The organism is Mycolicibacterium sp. MU0050, from assembly GCF_963378085.1.
GTDB lineage: Bacteria > Actinomycetota > Actinomycetes > Mycobacteriales > Mycobacteriaceae > Mycobacterium > Mycobacterium wendilense.
Window position 1 is genome coordinate 3,737,590 of record NZ_OY726395.1, and the last position, 20,137, is coordinate 3,757,726.

A 20,137-nucleotide genomic window follows, 5' to 3' on the forward strand; every position below is an offset into this window, starting at 1 on the left:
TTCGACGACGCGGCCGGATTCCACCGGAGGCGTCACAATGGCGTCATGGGTACCTCCCGCCGAAAGCCCCGGCAGGCGCGCTCGCGCGAAACCCTCGACATCCTGCTCGAGGCGGCGGCCCAGGTGTTCTCCCGCGAGGGAATCTCGGCCACCACCAACCGCATCGCCGAGCGCGCGGGCGTCTCGGTGGGCACGCTGTACCAGTACTTCCCCGACAAGCACGCCATGCTGCGCGCGGTGGCCGGTCGGCATGTGCGCGCCGCGGAGGACCGTCTGACCGAGGTGTTCGACCGGCTGCGCCGCGACCAGCCGCCATTCGACGACGCCATGGCCGAGGTGCTCGAACTGGTGGTGGAGCTGCACCGGGACCGCCCCCGGTTGCATGCGCTGCTGCACCGGGTCGCCACCGCCGCCGCGGACCTCGCGGAGTTGGCGGCCTTCGAGGACCGGATCGTCGCCGAGGTGGCCTACCACCTCAAGCGGTGTCACCGCGGCGGCGAGGACCCCGAGCTGACCGCCCGGACCATCGTGCACGCCGTCGACGCGCAGGTGCACCGGGTGCTACCCCGGCACGGTTACGGCCCGGACGCCGCCGCGCAGCTGAAGCTCATCGTCGATCGGTTTGCTCCGCCACCGCCGTGACGGTCTCGCGGACCACCTCCCCGAGTTGCGTCAGGCCCGGCTCCTCGATCGGGTAGTGCCCGCAGTTGTCCAGCAGCACGGTGCGAGTGGGCGCCGAGATCCGTTGCAGGAAGCCGATACTGCGCTCCGGCGGCGTCCAGGCATCGGCGGCCGGGTGCACCAGCGTGACGGGCGCGCCCCGGTACTGTTCGGGGGCGGTGTGCGGGTAATCCAGCCAGCTCGACAGGAACCCGAGCGGCACCTTGACCCCGCCGCCCTTCGGATCGGCGGCGCACAACCGCGACAGCGCGGGGTCACCGCTCATCGCCGACATGTCGGCGATCCAGCGGATCGGAACGCGCACCGATCCCATGGTGGTGCCGGCCAGGCGCAGCGCGGCGGCGCTGAGGCGGCCGTTCAGCTTCAGCCGCGACGCGGCCGTCAGCGCGGCCGGGTCCGAGAGATCCAGCAGGCAGGTCGCCAGCACCGCCGCGACGTCGCGGGTCCGGGCCGCGGCCTCGTAGGCCATCATTCCGCCCATGCTGGCGCCGAACAGCACGAGCGGGCGGTCGTCGTGGCGGCGCTCGGTGGTGACGATGTCGCACAGCAGGTCGATCCAGTCGTCGTAGCGGACCGCGCCCGGCGCCGGTTCCTCGGTGTCGCCGTAGAGCGGCATGTCCGGCGAGAGCACCTCGAGGCCTTCGGCGGCCGCCAGCCGCGCCAGCGGCCACAGCGCGCCGGAGTACCCGCCGCCGCCGTGCACCACGATCATCCGCACCGGCGCCGACGCGTCGCGCGCGCGGCCGATGTGGATGCGCCGGCCGCGCCACGGCATCCAGGTGGGCTCCAGCGGCACGTCGCCGTGGCGGTGCTCGGCGGGCAGGAACGCGGCGTATCGGTCGATGTCCATGCCTCGAGCCTGCGGGCTGCGCCGGGGTTGCACAACTCGCCTTCCGACGCGTTGTCTTCGCAGCTCAGCACCCTGCGCCGGGGACCTGCTCAGCTTTGGTCCCAGGGGCGTCTGTGCGGCCCCGCCGGGCTCTCCTCCCGACGGGACCGCACAGGGTTCGGGGTGGCGCTAGCGGTACCAGGTGTTGGCCGCGTGCCGGTCGGTCTCGGCGAGGTCGGTGGCGCCGTCGGCCACCGCATGCCCCAGCCGGATCAGCATCTCGTTGAGCGCGATCGCGGCCTGGTGCCACCGCAGCTGCTCACCGCGGTAGGCCGTGGCCGCCTCCCGGGTCCAGAGCTCCTGCAGGGGTGCGATCTGCGCCTTGAGGTCGTCGAGCACCGTGTTGAGCCGGGCCGCGGTGGTGTGGATCTCCTGGCGCACCAGCGCGTCGATCTCGCCGAAGCGGTAGGACAGCATGGGGTCCATGGCGGCGCTCAGAGCTCGACCGCGCTGGCGCCGACCTGCCGCGCGTGCCGTTCGGCGGCCGCGCGCAGCGCGCGTTCGTTGGTCCGGATGGTCTCGGCGATGGCGTCCAAGGCGGTGCACAGCCGCACCGATTCGGCGTTCCAGCGCTGCATCACGTCGCGGAACACGGTGGCGGCGCTGCCGCTCCAGACCGACGGCGGCACCGCGGTCAACCGGCCGAGGAAGGAATGCAGCAGCGCACGCACCTCGGCGCTGCGCGAGTCGGTGAGGGCGGCCACCCTGGCCATCAGCTCGAAATCGGTGGCCAGCCCGTCGTGTGGTGTGGTCATCTGCTCCCCTGGGTGTCGGTGGATCTCTTCGGTTCCATGCTTGTTGGACGGTGCCGGGTTGAATTCGGTTCCGGTGTTCATCGAATTCGGCGTGCCGATCCGATCGCCGCGTCGCAGGCGATCCGCAGTTGCCGGGCCGCCTCCGGCGGACCCTGACAGCCGACGCCCACCCGGATGCCGTCGTCCACGAGCACCGTCCACTCGATGTCGCCGCCCGGGCGGACCTCGCGGTAGGTGATCGCGGGTCGCGCCGCGCGCCGATCGGTCGGGTTGAAGTCGACGAAAACGCCGGGCGGCTGCTCCCGGAGCGCCGCGCGCAGCGTGGCAGCCACGCTCGACAGGTCGCCGTCGGGCACGACCGCCTGCGTGATGTGCAGTACCGCACCGTATTCCCCGGGGGCTGCCACCTCCAGCCGCGCCGAGCCGGGGCCCCCGGTGACCCGGCGCACCGACCAACCGTCCGGGATGTCGGCGCTGATCCGGCCCTCCACGAGGGCCACCGTCGGCGCAGCTTCGGGGCCGGCGCCCGAGACCGTCAGCCAGGCGGTACCGGCCAGCACCGTCCCCAGACCGAGTGCCGCCGCCCAACGCAGGCGCGGCCTTGCCCGCCGCGCGGCCGGGACGACCGGTTCGTCCGAGTCGGCCCACCGTCGCGGGTCCACCCGGGACACGGTGGCGCCGGCCGCCCGCAGCCGCGCGGTGATCAGGTCCCCGAGCGCCGCCGCCCCGGGCACGTCGGCCGGGGCGTCGAGCGCGACCCGCCGTGGCCCCTCGGCGAGCGCCGTCTCGGTGACCCGTGCCGCCAGCTCGTCCGGGGGCCCCGCGCGCGACTCGGCGCGCAGCCCGCCCTCGCCGCCGGCCACGAGTACCAGCTGCGGTGCGATCTCGACGAGCATCGACCCCGGCTCGATCCCGTCGGCCCGCGGGCGGGTGGTCACCTCGCCGACGACCGCGGCGGCCAGCTCGGCCACCATGGCCGGCCGGGTCACCGGCCACCAGCTCGGGTGGATCAACCACGCCTCGGTCGCGTCGCCGAGCAGCGTTGCGAGGATCTGCCGCCACACCGCCGCGGTGCGCACGGCCCGGTCGCCCACCACGGTCATCGGGTCGTCGCCGGCCTGCAACGCCGCGGCGGCCAGGACCGGGTCGACGACCATCGGCTCCGGGTCCAGCCGCCGCACCGCCACCGGCCCCAGTTCACACACCGCCACCCGGGTCACGGTGCGCTCCAGGCGACTTGGATCAGTTGGTCGCCCGCGGCCCGCGTGCTCAGCACACCGCGCCCGGGCGGCAACGGCACGGGCCGGGCCGCGCCCAGCAGCGGCCCCTCGGCGGAGCCCGCGCTCAGCTGCAGACCCATGGCGTCGCCGTGGCGGACCGCGGCGAGGAAGGGCTCGTACAGGGCCCGCGCGGCCCCCGCGGCCGGCCGCGCGATCACCAGGTGCAGGCCGATGTCCCGGGCCATCGGCAGGAACTCGGCGAGCCGGGTGAGCGCGACGTCCGCGCCCGCCAGGGCCAGATCGGCGTCGTCGATCAGGAGGAACACCCGCCGCGCCGGCGGGTGCGCGGTGGCGCGGTCCCGCAGCTGCGGGAGCAGGTCCTCGACGAGCTCGGCCAGAGCGGGGCCGCCGGCGAGGTGTGTTGCGTCGGCCATCGACGGCATCGTCCGGCGCGGATCCACCACGATCACCCGGTCGCGGCCGTCGATCTGGTCGCCGATGAGGTGCAGCGTCGCGGTCTTGCCGCAGCCGCGGTCTCCGAGGATCAACAGATGCGGTTGCACGTCGAAATCCAGTACGACGGGCCGGAGTTCGGCCTCGTCAAGTCCGATCACGACCCGCCGGCCGGGTCCGGATGCGCCCGGCAGCGCGGCCCGGTCGACGGACAGCGGCAGCACCCTGGTCTGCGGGGCCCGCCGGTCGGGGTGGCGGGCCGCCAATACGTCCCCGGCCGCCGTGGTCGCCTCGGCCAGCCCGGCAGCGGTGGGCACCCCGTCGAGGCGCGGCAGGGCCAGCGTCAACGGTTGACCGTCCGGCGTCAACCCGCGGCCCGGCCGGTTCGGCGGCACGTTGCGCGCGGCCCGGCGGTCGACCTCGGAGTCGATGGGGTCGGCCAGTCGCAGCTCGATGCGGGTCCCGATCTGATCCCGCAGGGCGGGCCGCAGATCGGCCCAGCGGGACGCCGCCAGCACCACGTGCACACCCAGCGATAGCCCCTCCGCGGCAAGGCGCGTGATCGCCGATTCCAGGTCGTCATCCTCCTGGCGCACCGCCGCCCAGCCGTCGACCATCAGGAACACGTCGCCGAACGCGTCGTCAACTCCCGCCGGGTCCGATGCCCGGCGCCGTCGATACTCGGCAATCGAATCGAGACCGTGCCGGACGAACAGGGTTTCGCGTCGGCGCAGCAGCGCGGTCAGGTCGGTGACCATCCGCCGCGCGAGCTCGGCGTCGCGCCGGACCGCCACCGAACCCACGTGCGGCAACCCGCGCAGCGATCCCAGGCCACCGCCGCCGAAGTCGATGCAGTACAGCTGGATTCGTTCCGGGGTGTGCGTGGCGGCCAGCGCCAACGCCAGTGTCCGCAGGGCCGCGCTCTTGCCGGTCTGCGGGGCCCCGATCACCGCGACGTTGCCCGCCGCCCCGGAAAGATCCACCAGCCAGGGTTCGCGACGTTGCTCGAACACCCGATCGGCCAGCCCGATCGGCACCCGCAGATCGCCGCTGTCCGCCTCGGCCAGCAGCGCGTCCAGGGTGGGTGAGTGCGGCAACGGCGGCAGCCACACCGGGTGCGCCGGGATGCCGCGGTCGGCGACGCCGTCGAGCACCGCGTCGAGCAGGACCGCCTGCGGCGGGGCAGGTGGCGCGGCGTCGAGCGGCATTGGCGCGGCGGTGAACTCGACGACGGCCCGGCTGGGCGCGGGCGCCGCGACGGGGACGGTCGCCGGTGCGGGCACCGAGACCGACGCCGCGCGAAACAGCAGCGGCGCTCCCGCACCGGCCTTCAGGTACGCGCTGCCGGGCGCGGCGGGCAGCTCATAGGCGTCGGCGACGCCGAGCACCGCGCGGGACTCGCCCGCGGACAGCGTCTTCAAGCAGATGCGGTAGGACAGGTGCGACTCCAGGCCGCGCAGCCGCCCCTCCTCCAAGCGCTGGCTCGCGAGCAGGAGGTGGATGCCCAGCGACCGACCGAGCCGGCCGATCGCGACGAACACGTCGACGAATTCGGGGTGTTGGCTGAGCAATTCGGCGAACTCGTCGACGATGACCAGGAGCGTGGGCAGCGGCGGCAGCGGCTGTCCCCCGTCGCGGGCCCGGCGGTACTCGTCGAGACCGCCGAGGTTGCCGGCCTGCCGCAGGACCTGTTGGCGGCGCTGCAGTTCACCGGTGAGGGCGTCCTGCATGCGGTCGACCAGGTAGGCCTCGTCGGCGAGGTTGGTGATCACGGCCGCGACATGACGCGCCCGGTCCATGCCCAGGAAGGTCGCGCCGCCCTTGAAATCGACCAGGATGAGGTTGAGTTCCTCGGGCGGATGCCCCGCGATCATCCCCAACGCCACCGTGCGTAACAGCTCGGACTTGCCGGAGCCGGTGGCGCCCACGCACAAGCCGTGCGGCCCGATTCCGCCCGCGGCGGCCTCTCGGATGTCGAGATCCACGACGTCTCCGGTCGGCGTGGTTCCGATCGGGATTCGTAGCTGCCGTCGATTCTCGCTGCGCCACAGGGTGTCCGGGTCAAGCTCGTCGATTCCCATCAGCTGTGCCCAGCCGGTCTCGGCGCCGCGCCCGGCGTCGCACCGGTGTCGGGTCAGCCGCCGGGCGCAGGCCAGGGCCGCGGCGGCGGGCATCAGGTCCGGGGCAGCCGTGACCGAGGCCACCTCGTCACCACTGACGGTGACCTCCCCCGACGTCACGGACAACCGCAGACCCGCGGGTGCGAACCCGCCGACGGCGAGGACACTCGTCGCCGCCGAGGTCGTCGGCCCCGGTTCGGCGTCGTCCAGCACGACCAACAGGCGGCGGCCGGCGGCCGCCCCGGCCGCTGCCGCGAGGTCGGTGCAGAACATCGGCTGCGGGCCGGCGGCCGTGGTGTGGGAGGGATGTCGATTGTGCGGCAACCATTTCACCCACTCCCAGTGCGGGCGCGCCGCGGGTCCCGCCACGACGGCGATCATCACGTCGGACGGCGGGTGCGACACCGCCAACTGACACGTCATCGAGCGCACCAGGGCCCGCGCCGCCGCCGGTTCCCCGAGGACGGCCACCGCCCCGCCGTCCAGCAGGTCGACGGTCACCGGCAGGCGCGGCACCGTGGCGTGGGCGTCGAGGAAACTCTGCAGTGCCGTTTCGGTGACCGGGTCGGTGGCCTCGGCCGGCTGGGCTTCGCCGGCCCGGGGACCGCGGACCGGCCGGGTATCGGAGGGCACCTCGCCGAGACCGATGCGGACCCGGCCGAACTCCGGGTCACCCGTGCGACACCGCCACATCGCGGGTGCCCCCACCGCGGCCCAGAGGCCATCGTGGTCGGGATGCCGCGTCAGGCTCTGACCCCGTTGCCGTGCAGCGTCTTCGGCGAATTCCGCAGCCAATCGGTCCAGGTAGCCCAGGTAGTCGTCGCGGTCACGGTCGAGTTTGGCGGCGCCGTTCGCCCCGAGGCCGTAGGCCAGTGAGGCCAACGTCGAGACGATCATGAGCACCGGGAAGGCGAGCAGCGCCGGGCTGTGCCGAAGCGTCGCACCGCCGGCACCCAGGGCCACCATGACCCCCGCCCCGACGACCAGACCCAGGATGGGCAGCCAGCGATTCCACCCCCGGCCGTGGCTGTCCCGCGCCACCGGGGGCGGTTCGGACACGGTGATCTCGACCACGCACCGGACGGTAGGCAACGCCGCGAGGCCCGGCAATTCACCTGTGGATGGCGGCGCACGAACCGGACGGCGCCGCCTTAGCCTCGCGGCATGCGAGTCTCGATCCGCCTCGACGCCATCGGATTTGACGTCACCCTCCCCGGCGACGTCCCGGTGGCGGAGCTGCTGCCGGCGGTCCACGACATCGGCATCGCCCACGGCGCCGACCAGTGCGTCGCGGCCCTGGCCCGGCACCTCTACGTTCCGGGGGTCGGGCCGGTGGCACCGTCGGAGTCGCTGACGGCTGCCGGTGTGGCCGACGGCGACCTGTTGGTGCTGGGCACGGCGCCGGTCCCACCCGTTCACCCCCGTGGCGCGGATCCCCCCTCGCTGCTGGCGCAGCAGACGCTGGACCAGTCCCGGTGGAGTCCGCGTCGGTCGCGGATCGCGGCGTTGTCGGTGGCGGTCTGCGCGGCCGCGGCGCTGGGGTATACCGCGATCCCCGGCGCCCCGGTTCCCGGCTTGCTGCTGGCGGGCGCGGCGGTGGCGACCGTGGCCGTCCCCGCGGCGCGGTGGGTTCCCGATGTGACCGATGTGGTGGCCCCGGTCGGCATCGCGGCCGCGCTGGTGGTCACAACGGCGTTGCCGGCCATGATGTTCGGCGGTGACGCCACCGACGCCGGGATCGGGCTGTGCGTGCTCGCGGTGGTCCTGCTCGCCGCGGCGGGGCGCGCGGTCCTGCTGGGGGCCGGAAGCCGACGCGGTCCGCTCCGGTTGGCCCGGCTGCACGGCGCCGCGGTGTCGGGTGCGGCGGTCGCGGCCGCCCTCGGCGCGATGCTGGCGGCCGACGCGGCCCTGACCGCGCTGGTGGCGGCGGTGCTGCTGCTGCGGGCCGGTCATCCGCTGCCCCCACCCACGCGGGTGGTCCTGCTGGCCGCGGGCACCATCACCGCGAGCGTGGGAGCGCTCGTGTCGGCCGCGTTCGGGGCCACGTGGCCGGCCCCGAACGCAGCGCTCGTCTGCCTCCTGGCCATCGGGTGGGCCGTGGCCGGCCCACCGACCGGACTGGCCCGTGCGCGGGCGGCTACCGAACGGGTGGCCCTGCTCGCGGTGCTGCCCGCCGCGGCCTGGGCGTCGGGCCTGCCTTGATGCGGGGGCTGCGGATCGCCGCGGCGGTGGCGTGCATCGTCGTAGCGGGCCCGGCGCCGCCGGCGCACGCGCTGGCCCCGCCGACAATCGACCCCAGCCGGTTGCCCGACCCGGCGCCACCGGCGCCGCCGGTCCCCACCGCGCAGCGCCAGATCTGCGCGGTGCCAACGGAACTACGCCCGGACGCCGTGCCCACACACCCGCTCGCCGACCTCGACCTGGAGGCGGCGTGGCAACTATCCCGCGGCCGCGGACAGCGGGTCGCCGTCATCGACACCGGCGTCGCACGGCATCACCGGCTGGCGGGTCTCGTCGGCCTCGGCGACTACGTCGGCACCGGCGACGGCACCGAGGACTGCGACGGCCACGGCACCGTCGTCGCCGGGATCATCGCCGCCGCGCCCGGACCCGACGGCTTCGCCGGGGTCGCCCCGGAGGCCACGGTGCTCAGCATCCGCCAGTCCAGCACGAGGTTCGGTCCGGCCCACGATCCCGCCGCGGTCGGGTTCGGCGATGTCGAGACCATGGCGATGGCCGTCCGGACCGCCGCCGATCAGGGCGCGACGGTCATCAACATCTCCACCGTGGCCTGTCAGAGCGGGGCACTCGACGATCAGGCCCTGGGCGCCGCGCTGGCCTACGCGGTCGACGTCAAGGATGTTGTGGTGGTGGCGGCCGCCGGCAACATCGGCGGACCCGGCCGCTGCCCCCGACAGCCCGATGACGGCGGGCAGCAGTGGGATACGGCCACCGTGGCGGTCAGCCCCGCCTGGTACGACGACTACGTCCTGACCGTCGGTTCGGTGGGTTCCGGCGGGTCGCCGTCCGCGTTCACCATGCCGGGCCCCTGGGTGGACGTCGGGGCGCCGGGTGAAGACCTCGTCTCGCTGAACCCCGCGGGCGGTCACCTGATCGACACGCTGCCCATGCCCGACGGCGATCGGCCGATCTCGGGCACCAGCTACGCCGCGCCCGTCGTGGCCGGCGTCGCGGCCCTGGTTCGTTCCCGGTTCCCGGAACTGCGCGCCCGGCAGGTCATGCAGCGCATCGAGACCAGCGCGAACCGCGCCGGGCACGGATGGGACGCGGCGATCGGCAACGGAATGGTCGACCCGGTCCGGGCCCTCGGCAGCGACCCGCCGACCACGACCCTCACCCCCGAGCGAGCCCACCCGCTTCCGCCGTCGACCGGGCCCGGCACCGACCGTTCCGCCCGTGACACCGCGCTGCTGGGCCTCGCCGTCTGCGCGGTACTACTGGTCGGCGCGTCCGCGCTGGCCGGCCGCCGCGGGCGCGACGACGTCGCGCGCGACTGACGCCTGCGCGCGGCCCAGTGGTGGACCCGCGGGCAGCGCCGCAACCACCGACCACGGCGCGGGCACGGCCGACTCCGGCAGGCCCAGCAGACCCGGCGCGTCGGGGTCGACGAGCGGGAACCGGACGCCGTTCTCGCTCACCAGCGTGGCCTCGCGTGGGCCCCGGTCCGGGCGGACGAACAGGCTGCGTCCCGGCGGGAGGTGGACCTCGTCGACGGCCGGCCCGTCGCCGTCGGCCTGGGCCAGCCGGATCGGGGCCTCGACCGGCGCGGCGTCGCCGACCTCGAGATGCACCGCGCCGTCGGGGCGCCACGTCGCGCACACCACGGCCGGCTCGGGAGCGAGCGGATCGAGGTGGTCGGGATAGCCCGCCACCGCCAAGACCCCGACCGTGGGCACCCCGGTGAGCACCGCTGCGGTCAGCGTCGGGACTTCCCGCCCGGCGTCGGCGAACGTGAGCAGCTCGGCCAGCACCGCGCCGACGGGCTGCACTCCCCCGGCCAGCACCACGAAATGCTCGGCACCGTCGGCCCTTTCGACTCGCACGACGTCGCCGATCCGGGTTCCCGGCAACCCGCTCGGGCCGGGGTTGCCGCGGCCCGGGATGGGTGGGGCCACCAGGGGCGCGGCCTCGGGCACGAGTCCCAGCAGCGCCGCGGAGACCGCGACCGGGATCGCGCCCTCGAGCCGCAGGGCCCGCCGCGCCGCCGGGTCGTCGAGGGCCACCGCGGCCCGCCGGCCGTCGTAGAGCAGCTGGGTGGCGCCGTTGGGCCCGCGGGCGAGGATCGGCTGCGTGGCCGGCAGCGGCGCGAGGCCACCGCGGGCGGGCTCCGGCGTGGCGCCCGCGATGATGGTCGTGTGACCGCCGTCGCAGACCGTCCAGCGCGACTCCGCCTCGCTCAACGCGGGGCCGATGCGCTGCGGTGCGCCCGGGATCCCGATCGGGGCACCACGTTTCGCCGCGTCGATCGCCTCGTGGCCCACCGCCCGGGGCTGCTCCGCGCTGCCCGTGGCCAGCCGCGCCGAGGTGAGGTTGAGCGCCGGATGCAGTACCTCGTCGATCCGCGCGTACAGCGCACCGGAGTCGCGGTCCATCACGATGGGCTCGGCGCCCAGCGTCGCGGGCGGGCGCAGCAGCTCCAGCAGCATGCTGCCGGCGGTGAGCAACGCGGCCAGCGCGGCGCCGACGAGCACCCAGAACGACGGAGGGCGAACTGCATCGGGACCACCGCGCGGATCGCCGAGCACCAGCGCCCGCTCCATGCGGCGGGCCAGGTACCGCGCCGCGGCGGCCTGTCGGCGGTCCCCGGGCGCTGCACTCATCGGCTCACGGTACGGCCGAGCCGCGGGTTCCGGCGCGCACCGATCCACAGGTCAGCGCCACCGCGCCCAGACGTACGGCACCAACGAACGCAGGAAGTCGAGGTCGGGTCCCGGCTGCGCGTCGGCGAAGGCCTCCTCGAAGTGGTCCTGGGCCACCAGCAGGATGCCCTCGGCGTACTCGCGGGTGAAGTCGATACTGCCGTAGTCGTCCATCAGGGCCCGGACGGTGTGCACCAACTCCGCGGATCGCTCCGTCCGGCTGCGCCGCAGGTAGTCCCGGACCACCGCGCGGTCGTTGCCCCGGGCCGCGTCGAGCAGGTGGACCAGGGTCAGGGTGCGCTTGCCCTCGTAGAGGTCGCCCAGGATCTCCTTGCCGTAGGTTCGTTCGTCCCCGATGAGGTTCAGCAGGTCGTCGCGGATCTGGAACGCCGCGCCGAAATGGAACCCGAACCGGATCAGCGGAGCCAGGGCCGCGGCGCCGGCCGAGCCGATCAGCGCGCCGACCCGCAGCGGGTAGATGGTGGTGTACCAGCACGTCTTGTGCATGATCAGGTCGAGATAGTCGGCGGGGGCCAGGTCTTCGACGTTGTCGAGCTGCCAGCCGATTTCGGTGGCCTGGCCCTCCAGGGTGCGCATGGCCATGAGGTCGAATTCGGCCAGCACCCGGTCGGCCAGGTCCCGGTCGAGTTGCCGAGTCCCCTTGCGCAGCACCTGACTTGCCACGATGGCCAGCCCGTCGCCGGCGTTGAGCGCCGCCGCCAGCCCGTGGCTGGCCGCCAGGGTGGGTCGGCCGCGACGCAGCTCGCTGCCGTCGGCGATGTCGTCATGCACCAGGAATGCGTTGTGCAGCAGTTCGATTGCCACCGCCACCGACATCAGCGGCGCCGAGTCGGCACCGAACGCCCGGCCCGACGACAGGCACAGCGCTGCGCGCAGCGCCTTGCCGGGGCGCGCCGGATACTCCCGCATCGGGCCGTACAGCCACTGCACCGGTTCGCCGTCGGGCATGGCGTCGAGCATCGCGCGCCGAACCTGACGCCCCACCTCGCGCAGCCGGTCCTCGACCGCCGGCACCAGGTCCGGGCCGTCGGCGAGGCTGGTCACGGGCCGGGCTCGCAGACCCGCAGCCCGACCGGCAGCCACAACTGCGGATAGCCCTGCGCCAGCAGGGTGCCCCGGTACCACCCCGGCGCCACCGTCGCGTCCAGCTGCACCGTGAGTTCGACCCCGCGGCTCGAGCGCGCCGGCATCGGCACCGCGGCCGGGTGGATCCGCACGGCCCCCGCCGGCACCGTCGCACCGTCGGGCGCCAGCAGATCGGCGCACCGCAGCCGGACCGGCCCGAGGTCGGAGCGGCCCAGGTTGTGCAGCCACACCTCGGCCGTCGCCGCGCCACCGGGCGCGGCGCTCAGCTCGATGCGGCCCGACGCGACGGAGCCGCTGAAGTCCAACGCCGCACCCTCGGCCCCGGACGACTTGTCGGGCAAGGTCCCCGGCAGCAGCTGCTCGACCATCGACAGCCACGAGCGCAGCAGGGGCTCGACGTCCGGGGCCCCGAACAGGTCGGCGCGTCGATCCTGTTCGACGTTGGCCGCCTTGCCCTCCGGTCGGGATTCGCGGGCGCCCCCCTCCATTCCGTTCAGGCCGGTCGCGGCAATTCGGATGAACCGGTCGACCAATCCGGTGGCGGCCCGCAAACCCTCGGCCTGAATAGCCGTCAGCGCCCGCACATTTGCCGCCGGATCGAATACCGACGCCCACGGGAGATCGCCGCTCGACGCAGCCCCATTTCCGCGCTCCATGGGCCTACTCCTTCGATGATCCCACCCGCAATCGGGCCCGCGTGACGGTATGCTAACTGCGCATACGGGCCAAGGAGGGGGCAATGGCTGCGTTGCGTTCGCTACTCGAGGTTTACGGGGCACTCGACGCTGCGGTGGTGCATGGGGCCGATTCGGCGATCACCAGTACCGTGGACGAATTTCTCCCCGGGGCATCGGCCAATACGGGGTGGTATCGCGAACTCGAAACCTTGTTCTTTCCCGAGAGTCCGCGGCTGGAACCGAGCTTCGCACATGCCATTTCGGAAATGGAAGAATCGATCGACGGCAAGAATCCGCTGACCCCGGCCGAGAAGTCGCGCTTGCTCTACGCGACCACCGCGCTGTGTCGGGTGCATCAGGACGCCCCCGCGCCGGCGGACCCGGGCGCTGCCCCGCCCTGGGAAGGCGAAGACGAAACGCGTCCCTTCGAGGAGTACGTCGCCCGCGCACTCGCCCTGCTGGGGCCGCCGGCCGCGCAGGCCCCCAGGGGCGCCGACAGTTACGAGCAACGCCGGGAGACGTTCGTAGGATCCTGTCAGAAACCTGACAGCCCGATCCAAGGTTTCCTCGACCAGTTGCCGCTGCGGATGGCGCGCCGCGACCAGTTCTACAGCTTCCGCAAATACACGGTCGACGCGCTGGACCTCGACCCCGACATCCTGGGCATCCCGGTGTGCCACGCGTCGGTGATCGACGTGTGCGGTACCGAGGCGGTGGTGGTGGACACCGAGTGCAGCACCGCGGCGGTGTCGCTGGACGAGCTGAAGAAGGTCGTCAACCCGTTCAATTGGCATCACAACTACAACGAGTTCTTCTGCAGCATGGAGGCCATCGCCGCCCCGGAGCGCCCCGACGGCTGGTGCCGCGTGCTCGAGCGGGTCGGCCTGTGCCGGTTCAGCGGCCAGCATCACCTGTGCACCGCGTTGAAGTACCACGTTTCGGTGAGCTCCCCGACGGACAAGATCCCTTGGGCACGAATCGATTACGACTTGGACGACCCGCGCCCCGGCCGCGGCGGCGACGGTCGGGTCACCGTCGACCGGGGTTACATCAACATGTGGGCCCACAACGCCACCAACAGTGCCGCAACCAAGGGCGTGACCGTCCGGACCCGCAAGGTCGTGCACATCACCGACGTGTCGCCGTACGCGCAGGCTCGGCTGGTCTGCATCACCGGCTACGGCACGGCCTCGGGGGACTTCCTGATCGGGGCGGCCCAGAACCCGTCGAACGAGTGCAAAGGGTTCGAACACTACGACACCGGCGTGCCGGTGCCCCCGACGCCGACACCGAGCCCGCCGGCGGCGGGGGCCGCGGCCGGCGGCGGGGCCGACGGCGGTGTGCGCCCCACCGCCGACCACGCCGTCACCTCGGCGGTCAAGCTCTGGACCGACGCCGCCGCGGCCATCAGCAGCAGCTACTTCAACCTGGCCGGGCGGTGGTCGGCCGGCACGCTGAGCCTCGAAGACATCACCCGCCACTATCAGGGCGTCACCCAACAACTGGTGACCAAGCCCCTCGAATACCTCGAGACGGTCACCCGGCCGCGCTACCCGACCCCGCCCGGCGCGGAGCCGTCGCCCTCCGAGGAGGCCAACCCGGTGCTGCGCGAACAGGAGGCCACCGCACAGGCACTCTGGGAACAGCTCGGGATCATCGTCACCAACGCCGCCGACGAGGACAAGGCCGGCAAGTGGGGCATCAACGGCTGGATCCGCACCATTCACGACCTGATCGACCTGCAGATCCGCACCGTGGCCGGATATCTGAAGGCCGCCGCGGCGGGGCCGTGGTTCGGCGGTCTGCCCGCCGGCAGACCCTGGCCGTCGGAGAAGGTGTTCGTCGATTCCCAGCCCTATCCGCGGCGGCTGGCGGCCGTCGACTTCCGCCGGGTGGGCCGCAGCAACGACACCGTGGCCCCCGCGCTGATCGGTTTCCAACCTGCGGTGCTGGACGCCAACGCCGATCACTTCGTGGTCTACCTGACCGACGAGTGCCGGATCGGGTCCAACTACCGCGGAATCGTGCGGCTGTCGAGATACGACGGGATCCCGGCCGAGCCGACAGAAGAGCAGATCACCGTCGGACTGTGAGCAGCCGTTGACCCCTCAGCCCAGCATCGAAGAGTTGCTCGACCGCGCGGTCGCCGCCATCAACCGGGGCGACCGCGCCACCGCCGATGCGCTGGCGGGCCAGGTGCTGGCCGTCGACGGCAGCAACACCGACGCCGAGGGGCTGCTGGACTCCCCGCAGGATGGTGGTGAGATCCGCAGGCTGACAATTCTTTTCGCCGACCTGGTGGATTCGACGGCGCTGTCCACCCGGATCGAACCCGAGGTGTACCGCACCGTCGTGGGCCACTACCGCGATCGGGTGCTGCGCATCGTCGACCGTTACGAGGGCCATGTGGGGTCCACCAAGGGCGACGGGCTGCTCGCGGTGTTCGGCCACCCCACGGCGCACGAGGACGACGCGCGCCGCGCCGTGCAGGCGGGCCTGGACATCACCCGGGAGGTCGCGGAACTCAGCGACCGGGTCCGCCGCCGCTTCGGTTTCGACATCGCGGTGCGGGTCGGCGTGCATCGCGGTTTGGTCTACCTCGACATCGCCCAGGACGACGTCTACGGCCTGGGCGCGAATCTGGCGGCCCGGATGTGCAGCCTGGCCGACCCGGACGCGGTCGCCGTGTCCGCGGCCATCGCCCAATTGGTACGCGATGAGTACGAATTGGAACAGCGACCCGCCGCGCTGGTCAAGGGGGTGGAGGAGCCGGTCGCCCATTTCCGGGTGATCGGTGAACGCGACACGTCCGCGATCTTCCACGGGCCGCTCATCGGCCGCGAAGTCGAGGTCGAACGGCTGTACCGGGCCTGGGCGCAGGCCGACGCGGGCGCCCTGAGAACGCCCGGGATCGTGCTGTGCGGCGAGGGTGGCATCGGTAAGTCCCGGCTGGTCGGCTCGGTGGTCGAACTCGCCCAACGGGACCGCGCCCCGGTGATCCGAATCTTCGGTTCGCCGTTCCACACCCACGTCGGGCTCCGACCGGTGCGGCGCCTGCTGGAACGCCGGTGCGGAATCAAACGACACTCGGACCCCGCCCAGGCCCTGCGCAGGCTCACCGAGGAGCTGAATTCAGTTGGCCTGGAGCCCAACCGCTTCGTTCCGCTGCTGGCGCCGGTGCTGGGACTCGCGCCGGACAGCGGCTACCAGGTGCCGACCGCGAACGCGGCGCGGCTCTACCAGCAGATCGCCGAGGCCGTCCGCGACTACCTGCTGGCCTGTGTCGGGGCCGGCCCGGGGCTGATCGTGTTCGAGGATCTCCACTGGTACGACGAGGACACCGTGGCGGTGGTCGAGGCCCTGCTGCGCGAGCCGCACGGGCACGTCCTGGCGCTGATCACCGACCGCGAGGTGCCGACGCTGCCCGGCACCCCGGAGACCGTGGCGCTGCGACCGCTCGACGACGACGAGGCCGACCAGCTGATCCGCGCGTTGCATCCGCAATTGGGTCACCGGGCCCGCAAGAAGGTGCGGCAGCGGTGCGACGGGATTCCGCTCTACATCGAGGAGGTGGTGGCCAAGGTCAAGGAGCAGCCCGTCGACGCCGCCACGACACAGGTGCCCGACACCCTGTACGAGGCCCTGATCGCGCGGGTGCGGTCCAGCGCGAAATCCCGCGTGGTGGTCGAGGCCGCGGCGCTGACCGGCGGGCTCATCGACGGTCAGTTGCTCCGGTCGGTGGTCGACCTGGACCGGCGCGAGGTGGACGAGATCCTCGACGAGCTGACCCGCGGCCGGGTGCTGCAGCCGGTGGGCAAGAACCGCTGGCGCTTCCACCACGAACTGTTGCGCGAGGTCGCCGCCGAGCTCTCGCCCCCGAGTGTGCAGCGGCGCGTGCACATCCGGATCGCCGACGCGCTGGTGGCGGGCGCCTCGGAGGGCACCCCCGAGTGGACCCAGATCGCCTATCACTACGAGAAGGCACAGAAGTTCGACGAGGCCGCGTCGGCCTACCAGAAGGCCTCCGTCAACGCCCGGCAGCGCGGTGCGCTCATCGAGTCTCAGAGCCACCTCGCCCGCGCGCTGGAGAACGTGCAGCGGTTGCCCAGCAGCCACGCCCGCGACATCCACGAGGTCGACATCCGGCTCGAACGCGGGTTCCTGGCATCGACGGCCGCCGGGCATGCCAGCGCGGAGGCCGCGGCCGAGTTCGAACGTTGCCTGCAGCTGATCAGCGACGAACCGGGGCTGGCGCTCTACGCGACGTTCACTGGCCTCTGGAGTTACTACGCGACCCGCGGCGATCTGCGCCGCGCCACCGAACTGGTGCAGGCGCTGCGCCTGCGCCTGGCGGACATGCCGGACTGGTACCGCGCCGCGATCGACGCCGTGTTCGGCTCCCTGGCGGTCTTCCGCGGTGAGTTCGACTCCGCGAGCGCAACTCTGGAGGGCGCCGCGCTGGCGGTGGAAGGCCTGGACTCCGCCGAGATCGAGGGAGCGTGGTTCGCGCCCAACGACCCTGTCGCCGGGATGTACACCTTCATCGGGTTCACCCGGTTCATCCAGGGCGACCTCTCCGGTGCCGAGGAGGCCTTCGCCAAGATGGAACGGCGCTGCCGGACGCTGCCGTTCCCGCACGGCCCGTTCACCCTGTGCTACGGCCACACCATCGAATCGCTGATCCGCACCGAGGCCGGCCAGAACGACCGCGCCGCAGCGCTCGTCGGTGCGGTGGCAGCCATCGGCGAGCAGTCCGGCTTCGACGAATGGGTGATGGTCGCCGGCAGCGCCGGCGCCAGCGCCCAGTCCCGCGGGTCGCTGGCCGGCGGCCCGCGCGACCCGGCGGCACTGGAGGCGCACATCCAGAACCTGACCGCCATCGTCGAGGCCTGGCGGGCCGCCGACCTGGTCTCCTTCCTGTGCTGGTACGACGCCGCCCTGGCCCAGACCCTGGTGGCGGCCGGCCGCAAGGACGCCGCGCGGGACCGCATCGATCTGGCGCTGGAGATGTCGCGGCAGACCGACTGGCACATCTACGACGCGGAGCTGCGGCGCCTGCGCGCCCAGACCCACGACAACCCGCAGGCCGCCGAGGCGGACCTGCGCGCGGCGCTCGACATCGCCCGCCGGCAGGGCGCGTTGGTGTTCGAATTGCGCGCTGCCGCAGACGCGTTCAGGATTCTCGGGGAGCCCTGCCGATCCCAGTTGCTGGCGGTGTTGAGCCGGTTCCCGGCGGGCCAGGACTGGCCCGACCTGGCCCGCATCCGTTCGCTGGTCGGGTGATGCGCGGCCGCGACAAGGTCGCCATCCTGGGCGGCGGCATGGCCGGCCTGACCGCGGCCTGGCGCCTCAGCGAGGCGGGTTGGCGGGACCGCTTCGACTCCATCACCGTGTATCAGCGCGGTTGGCGCCTCGGCGGCAAGGCGGCGTCGAGCCGGGGCGCGCACGGCCGCATCGAGGAACACGGGCTGCATATCTGGCTCGGTTCCTACGAGAATGCCTTCGCCCTGCTGCGCGAGTGTTACGCCGAATTGGACCGCGCGGCAACGGACCCCGACGCCCCGGTGCAGACCTGGGACCAGGCGCTGGTTCCCGCGGATCAGCTCGGAATGGCCGACCGCTGGAACGGCGGGTGGTCGGTCTGGCCCGGGAGGTTCAGCCGCAACGGCGAGGTCCCCGGCGAACCCGGGGCCGGCGGCCGCGAGATCACGGCGGTCGATCTCGCCCGCCGGTCGCTGGGGCTGATCCTCGACTTCGCCGACTCCCTGGCCGCCGACGCCCCGGACCTGATGCTCTCGGCCGCACCGCTGCCGTTGCAACGCCTGGACACGGTGCGGCGGGGCGCCCTGGCGGCGTTGACCATCCTGGCGGACCCCGCCGGATTCTCACCGGAGGCGCGCGGGGTGCTCGAGGCGCCGCTGGACGGGTTGCGCGACGCGCTGGATTACGAGGGTCGCCCCGACCACCGCCGATTCTGGCTGCTGTTGTCCGTGCTGACCGCCACGGTGCGGGGGCTGATCGCCGACAACCTCGTCACCGACCCGCAGGGCTTTCGCGCGCTCAACGACGAGGAGTACGGCGCCTGGCTGCTGCGGCACGGCGCGCATCCGGACGTGTTGGACTTCGCCCTGATCCGCGGTCTCTACGACATGGTGTTCGGCTACGCCGACGGCGACTGCGAGCGGCCCGCCTTCGCCGCCGGGTTGGGCGTGCTGCTCACCGGCATCGCCCTGTTCCAGTACAAGGGCGCGTTCTTCTGGAAGATGACCGCCGGCATGGGCGACGTGGTGATCGCACCGCTGTACCAGGTGCTGCGCCGGCGCGGGGTGCGGTTCGAGTTCTTCCACCGGGTCGATCACCTGCACCTCGACGAGCGCCGCCTGACCGTCGAGGCGATCTCGGTGGGACGTCAGGTCCGCCTGGCCGCGGGCCGCGACCACTATGAACCCCTGATCCGGGTCGGCGGCCTGCCGGTCTTTCCGGCCGCGCCGCTGGCCGAGCAGATCGACCCGCGCCCCGGCCTGGCTGAACTCGAATGCCATTTCGGCGACGATCGCCGCGATGCCGAGAGGCGAGTCCTGCGGCGCGGCATCGACTTCGACCGGGTGGTGCTGGCCGCCTCGCTGGGCATGGTGGAACTGATCTGCACCGAGCTGATCGCCGACCGGCCGGAGTGGCGGCAGCTGACGCAACGGGTCCGCACCGTGGCCACCCAGTCCTTCCAGCTGTGGCTGCGGCGCAGCGAGGACGACTTGGGTTGGGCGCGACCGGGTGTCACGACCAGTGGCTACGTCGCGCCGTTCGACACCTGGGCGTCGATGCCCCAAACCCTGTGGGCGGAGGCCTGGCCCGCCGCCGAGCGGCCCCGGGCGGTCGCCTACTTCTGCGGGGTCCTCGACGCGCCGTGGCCGGCCGAGGCCGCGCCGCAGGACTACCGCCGGCGCTGCCGGGACCGCGTGGAGACCGCCGCCGTCGACCACCTCGATCGTCACCTCGGCCTGTATCTGCCCGGCGCGGTCACCGCGGCGGGCTTCGACTGGGACCTGCTGTGCGGCGCCGAGGGTGCTCGCGGCGCCGCGGCAGTGCGCACCCAGCACGTCAGCGTGAACATCGACCCCTCGGACCGCTACGTGCAGTCGGTGCCCGGCTCGGACAAGTACCGGCTGCGGGCCGACGAAAGTGGCTACGACAACCTGGTTTTGGCCGGCGACTGGATCGATTGCGGCCTGAACGCGGGATGCATCGAAGCGGCCGTGATGTCGGGGCTGCAGGCCGCCAACGCATTGCTCGGGCGGGGGCGGCTCCATCGGATCCGCGGCTTCCACCTGCCGTGATCGTCTGCCGAAATCGAGGCG

At 72.9% G+C, this 20,137-nt stretch carries 14 protein-coding genes; 6 read left to right on the forward strand and 8 right to left on the reverse strand.

The window, feature by feature from the left end:
• The first annotated feature begins 45 nt into the window (after window positions 1-45).
• On the forward strand, window positions 46-642 hold the full coding sequence (locus tag R2K23_RS17780) for a TetR/AcrR family transcriptional regulator (protein ID WP_316510875.1): 597 nt from the start codon (window positions 46-48) through the stop codon (window positions 640-642).
• Here the strand turns inward: R2K23_RS17780 and R2K23_RS17785 are convergent.
• The 5 genes from R2K23_RS17785 to eccCa form a co-directional block, all read right to left on the reverse strand.
• Complete coding sequence (locus tag R2K23_RS17785) at window positions 608-1,531, reverse strand: alpha/beta hydrolase (protein ID WP_316510876.1); 924 nt, start codon at window positions 1,529-1,531, stop codon at window positions 608-610. The two genes, R2K23_RS17780 and R2K23_RS17785, sit on opposite strands and share 35 nt — an antisense overlap.
• A 168-nt stretch (window positions 1,532-1,699) precedes the next feature.
• Window positions 1,700-1,996 (reverse strand): WXG100 family type VII secretion target, encoded by a 297-nt coding sequence (locus tag R2K23_RS17790; protein ID WP_316510877.1) that lies wholly within the window; start codon window positions 1,994-1,996, stop codon window positions 1,700-1,702.
• Window positions 1,997-2,004: 8 nt separating this feature from the next.
• Window positions 2,005-2,325: a WXG100 family type VII secretion target gene (locus R2K23_RS17795; RefSeq protein WP_316510878.1), complete on the reverse strand. Its 321-nt coding sequence runs from the start codon at window positions 2,323-2,325 to the stop codon at window positions 2,005-2,007.
• 77 nt (window positions 2,326-2,402) lie between these two features.
• A complete protein-coding gene (locus R2K23_RS17800; protein WP_316510879.1) occupies window positions 2,403-3,545 on the reverse strand; it encodes a type VII secretion-associated protein in 1,143 nt (380 codons plus the stop codon).
• On the reverse strand, window positions 3,542-7,192 hold the full coding sequence (eccCa, locus tag R2K23_RS17805; protein WP_316510880.1) for a type VII secretion protein EccCa: 3,651 nt from the start codon (window positions 7,190-7,192) through the stop codon (window positions 3,542-3,544). Before eccCa ends, R2K23_RS17800 begins: the two co-directional genes overlap by 4 nt.
• A 90-nt stretch (window positions 7,193-7,282) precedes the next feature.
• On the opposite strand from eccCa, the gene R2K23_RS17810 reads away from it, so the two are divergent.
• Window positions 7,283-8,320, forward strand: a complete 1,038-nt coding sequence (locus R2K23_RS17810; protein ID WP_316510881.1) for an EsaB/YukD family protein — start codon at window positions 7,283-7,285, stop codon at window positions 8,318-8,320.
• Entirely contained in the window at window positions 8,320-9,636 is a 1,317-nt protein-coding gene (gene mycP / locus R2K23_RS17815) for a type VII secretion-associated serine protease mycosin (protein WP_316510882.1), read from the forward strand. The genes R2K23_RS17810 and mycP overlap by 1 nt, the downstream gene beginning before the upstream one ends.
• Here the strand turns inward: mycP and eccB are convergent.
• From eccB to R2K23_RS17830, 3 genes are read right to left on the reverse strand one after another with little or no spacing between them, the layout of a single operon-like run.
• A complete protein-coding gene (gene eccB / locus R2K23_RS17820) occupies window positions 9,574-10,959 on the reverse strand; it encodes a type VII secretion protein EccB (RefSeq protein WP_316510883.1) in 1,386 nt (461 codons plus the stop codon). The genes mycP and eccB overlap by 63 nt on opposite strands.
• A 51-nt stretch (window positions 10,960-11,010) precedes the next feature.
• Window positions 11,011-12,063, reverse strand: coding sequence for a polyprenyl synthetase family protein (locus R2K23_RS17825; protein WP_316510884.1), 1,053 nt, complete (start codon window positions 12,061-12,063; stop codon window positions 11,011-11,013).
• On the reverse strand, window positions 12,060-12,761 hold the full coding sequence (locus R2K23_RS17830; RefSeq protein ID WP_316510885.1) for a hypothetical protein: 702 nt from the start codon (window positions 12,759-12,761) through the stop codon (window positions 12,060-12,062). Before R2K23_RS17830 ends, R2K23_RS17825 begins: the two co-directional genes overlap by 4 nt.
• Window positions 12,762-12,844: 83 nt before the next feature.
• Between R2K23_RS17830 and R2K23_RS17835 the strand changes: the two genes are divergently transcribed.
• Genes R2K23_RS17835 through R2K23_RS17845 form a run of 3 tightly spaced genes read left to right on the forward strand, consistent with a single transcriptional unit; the run spans window position 12,845 to window position 20,116 of the window.
• Entirely contained in the window at window positions 12,845-14,875 is a 2,031-nt protein-coding gene (locus R2K23_RS17835) for a hypothetical protein (protein ID WP_316510886.1), read from the forward strand.
• A 7-nt stretch (window positions 14,876-14,882) separates the two neighbouring features.
• The gene (locus R2K23_RS17840) at window positions 14,883-18,065 is read left to right on the forward strand and encodes an ATP-binding protein (protein ID WP_316510887.1); all 3,183 of its coding nucleotides are present in this window, start codon (window positions 14,883-14,885) and stop codon (window positions 18,063-18,065) included.
• Window positions 18,065-20,116, forward strand: coding sequence for an FAD-dependent oxidoreductase (locus R2K23_RS17845; RefSeq protein WP_316517374.1), 2,052 nt, complete (start codon window positions 18,065-18,067; stop codon window positions 20,114-20,116). Before R2K23_RS17840 ends, R2K23_RS17845 begins: the two co-directional genes overlap by 1 nt.
• The last annotated feature ends 21 nt before the right edge of the window (window positions 20,117-20,137 follow it).

Coding starts and splice junctions, on each gene's coding strand:
- R2K23_RS17780 (WP_316510875.1), top strand. CDS start 46: ATGGGTACCTCCCGCCGAAAGCCCCGGCAGGCGCGCTCGCGCGAAACC.
- R2K23_RS17785 (WP_316510876.1), bottom strand. CDS start 1,531: ATGGACATCGACCGATACGCCGCGTTCCTGCCCGCCGAGCACCGCCAC.
- R2K23_RS17790 (WP_316510877.1), bottom strand. CDS start 1,996: ATGGACCCCATGCTGTCCTACCGCTTCGGCGAGATCGACGCGCTGGTG.
- R2K23_RS17795 (WP_316510878.1), bottom strand. CDS start 2,325: ATGACCACACCACACGACGGGCTGGCCACCGATTTCGAGCTGATGGCC.
- R2K23_RS17810 (WP_316510881.1), top strand. CDS start 7,283: ATGCGAGTCTCGATCCGCCTCGACGCCATCGGATTTGACGTCACCCTC.
- mycP (WP_316510882.1), top strand. CDS start 8,320: ATGCGGGGGCTGCGGATCGCCGCGGCGGTGGCGTGCATCGTCGTAGCG.
- eccB (WP_316510883.1), bottom strand. CDS start 10,959: ATGAGTGCAGCGCCCGGGGACCGCCGACAGGCCGCCGCGGCGCGGTAC.
- R2K23_RS17830 (WP_316510885.1), bottom strand. CDS start 12,761: ATGGAGCGCGGAAATGGGGCTGCGTCGAGCGGCGATCTCCCGTGGGCG.
- R2K23_RS17835 (WP_316510886.1), top strand. CDS start 12,845: ATGGCTGCGTTGCGTTCGCTACTCGAGGTTTACGGGGCACTCGACGCT.
- R2K23_RS17845 (WP_316517374.1), top strand. CDS start 18,065: ATGCGCGGCCGCGACAAGGTCGCCATCCTGGGCGGCGGCATGGCCGGC.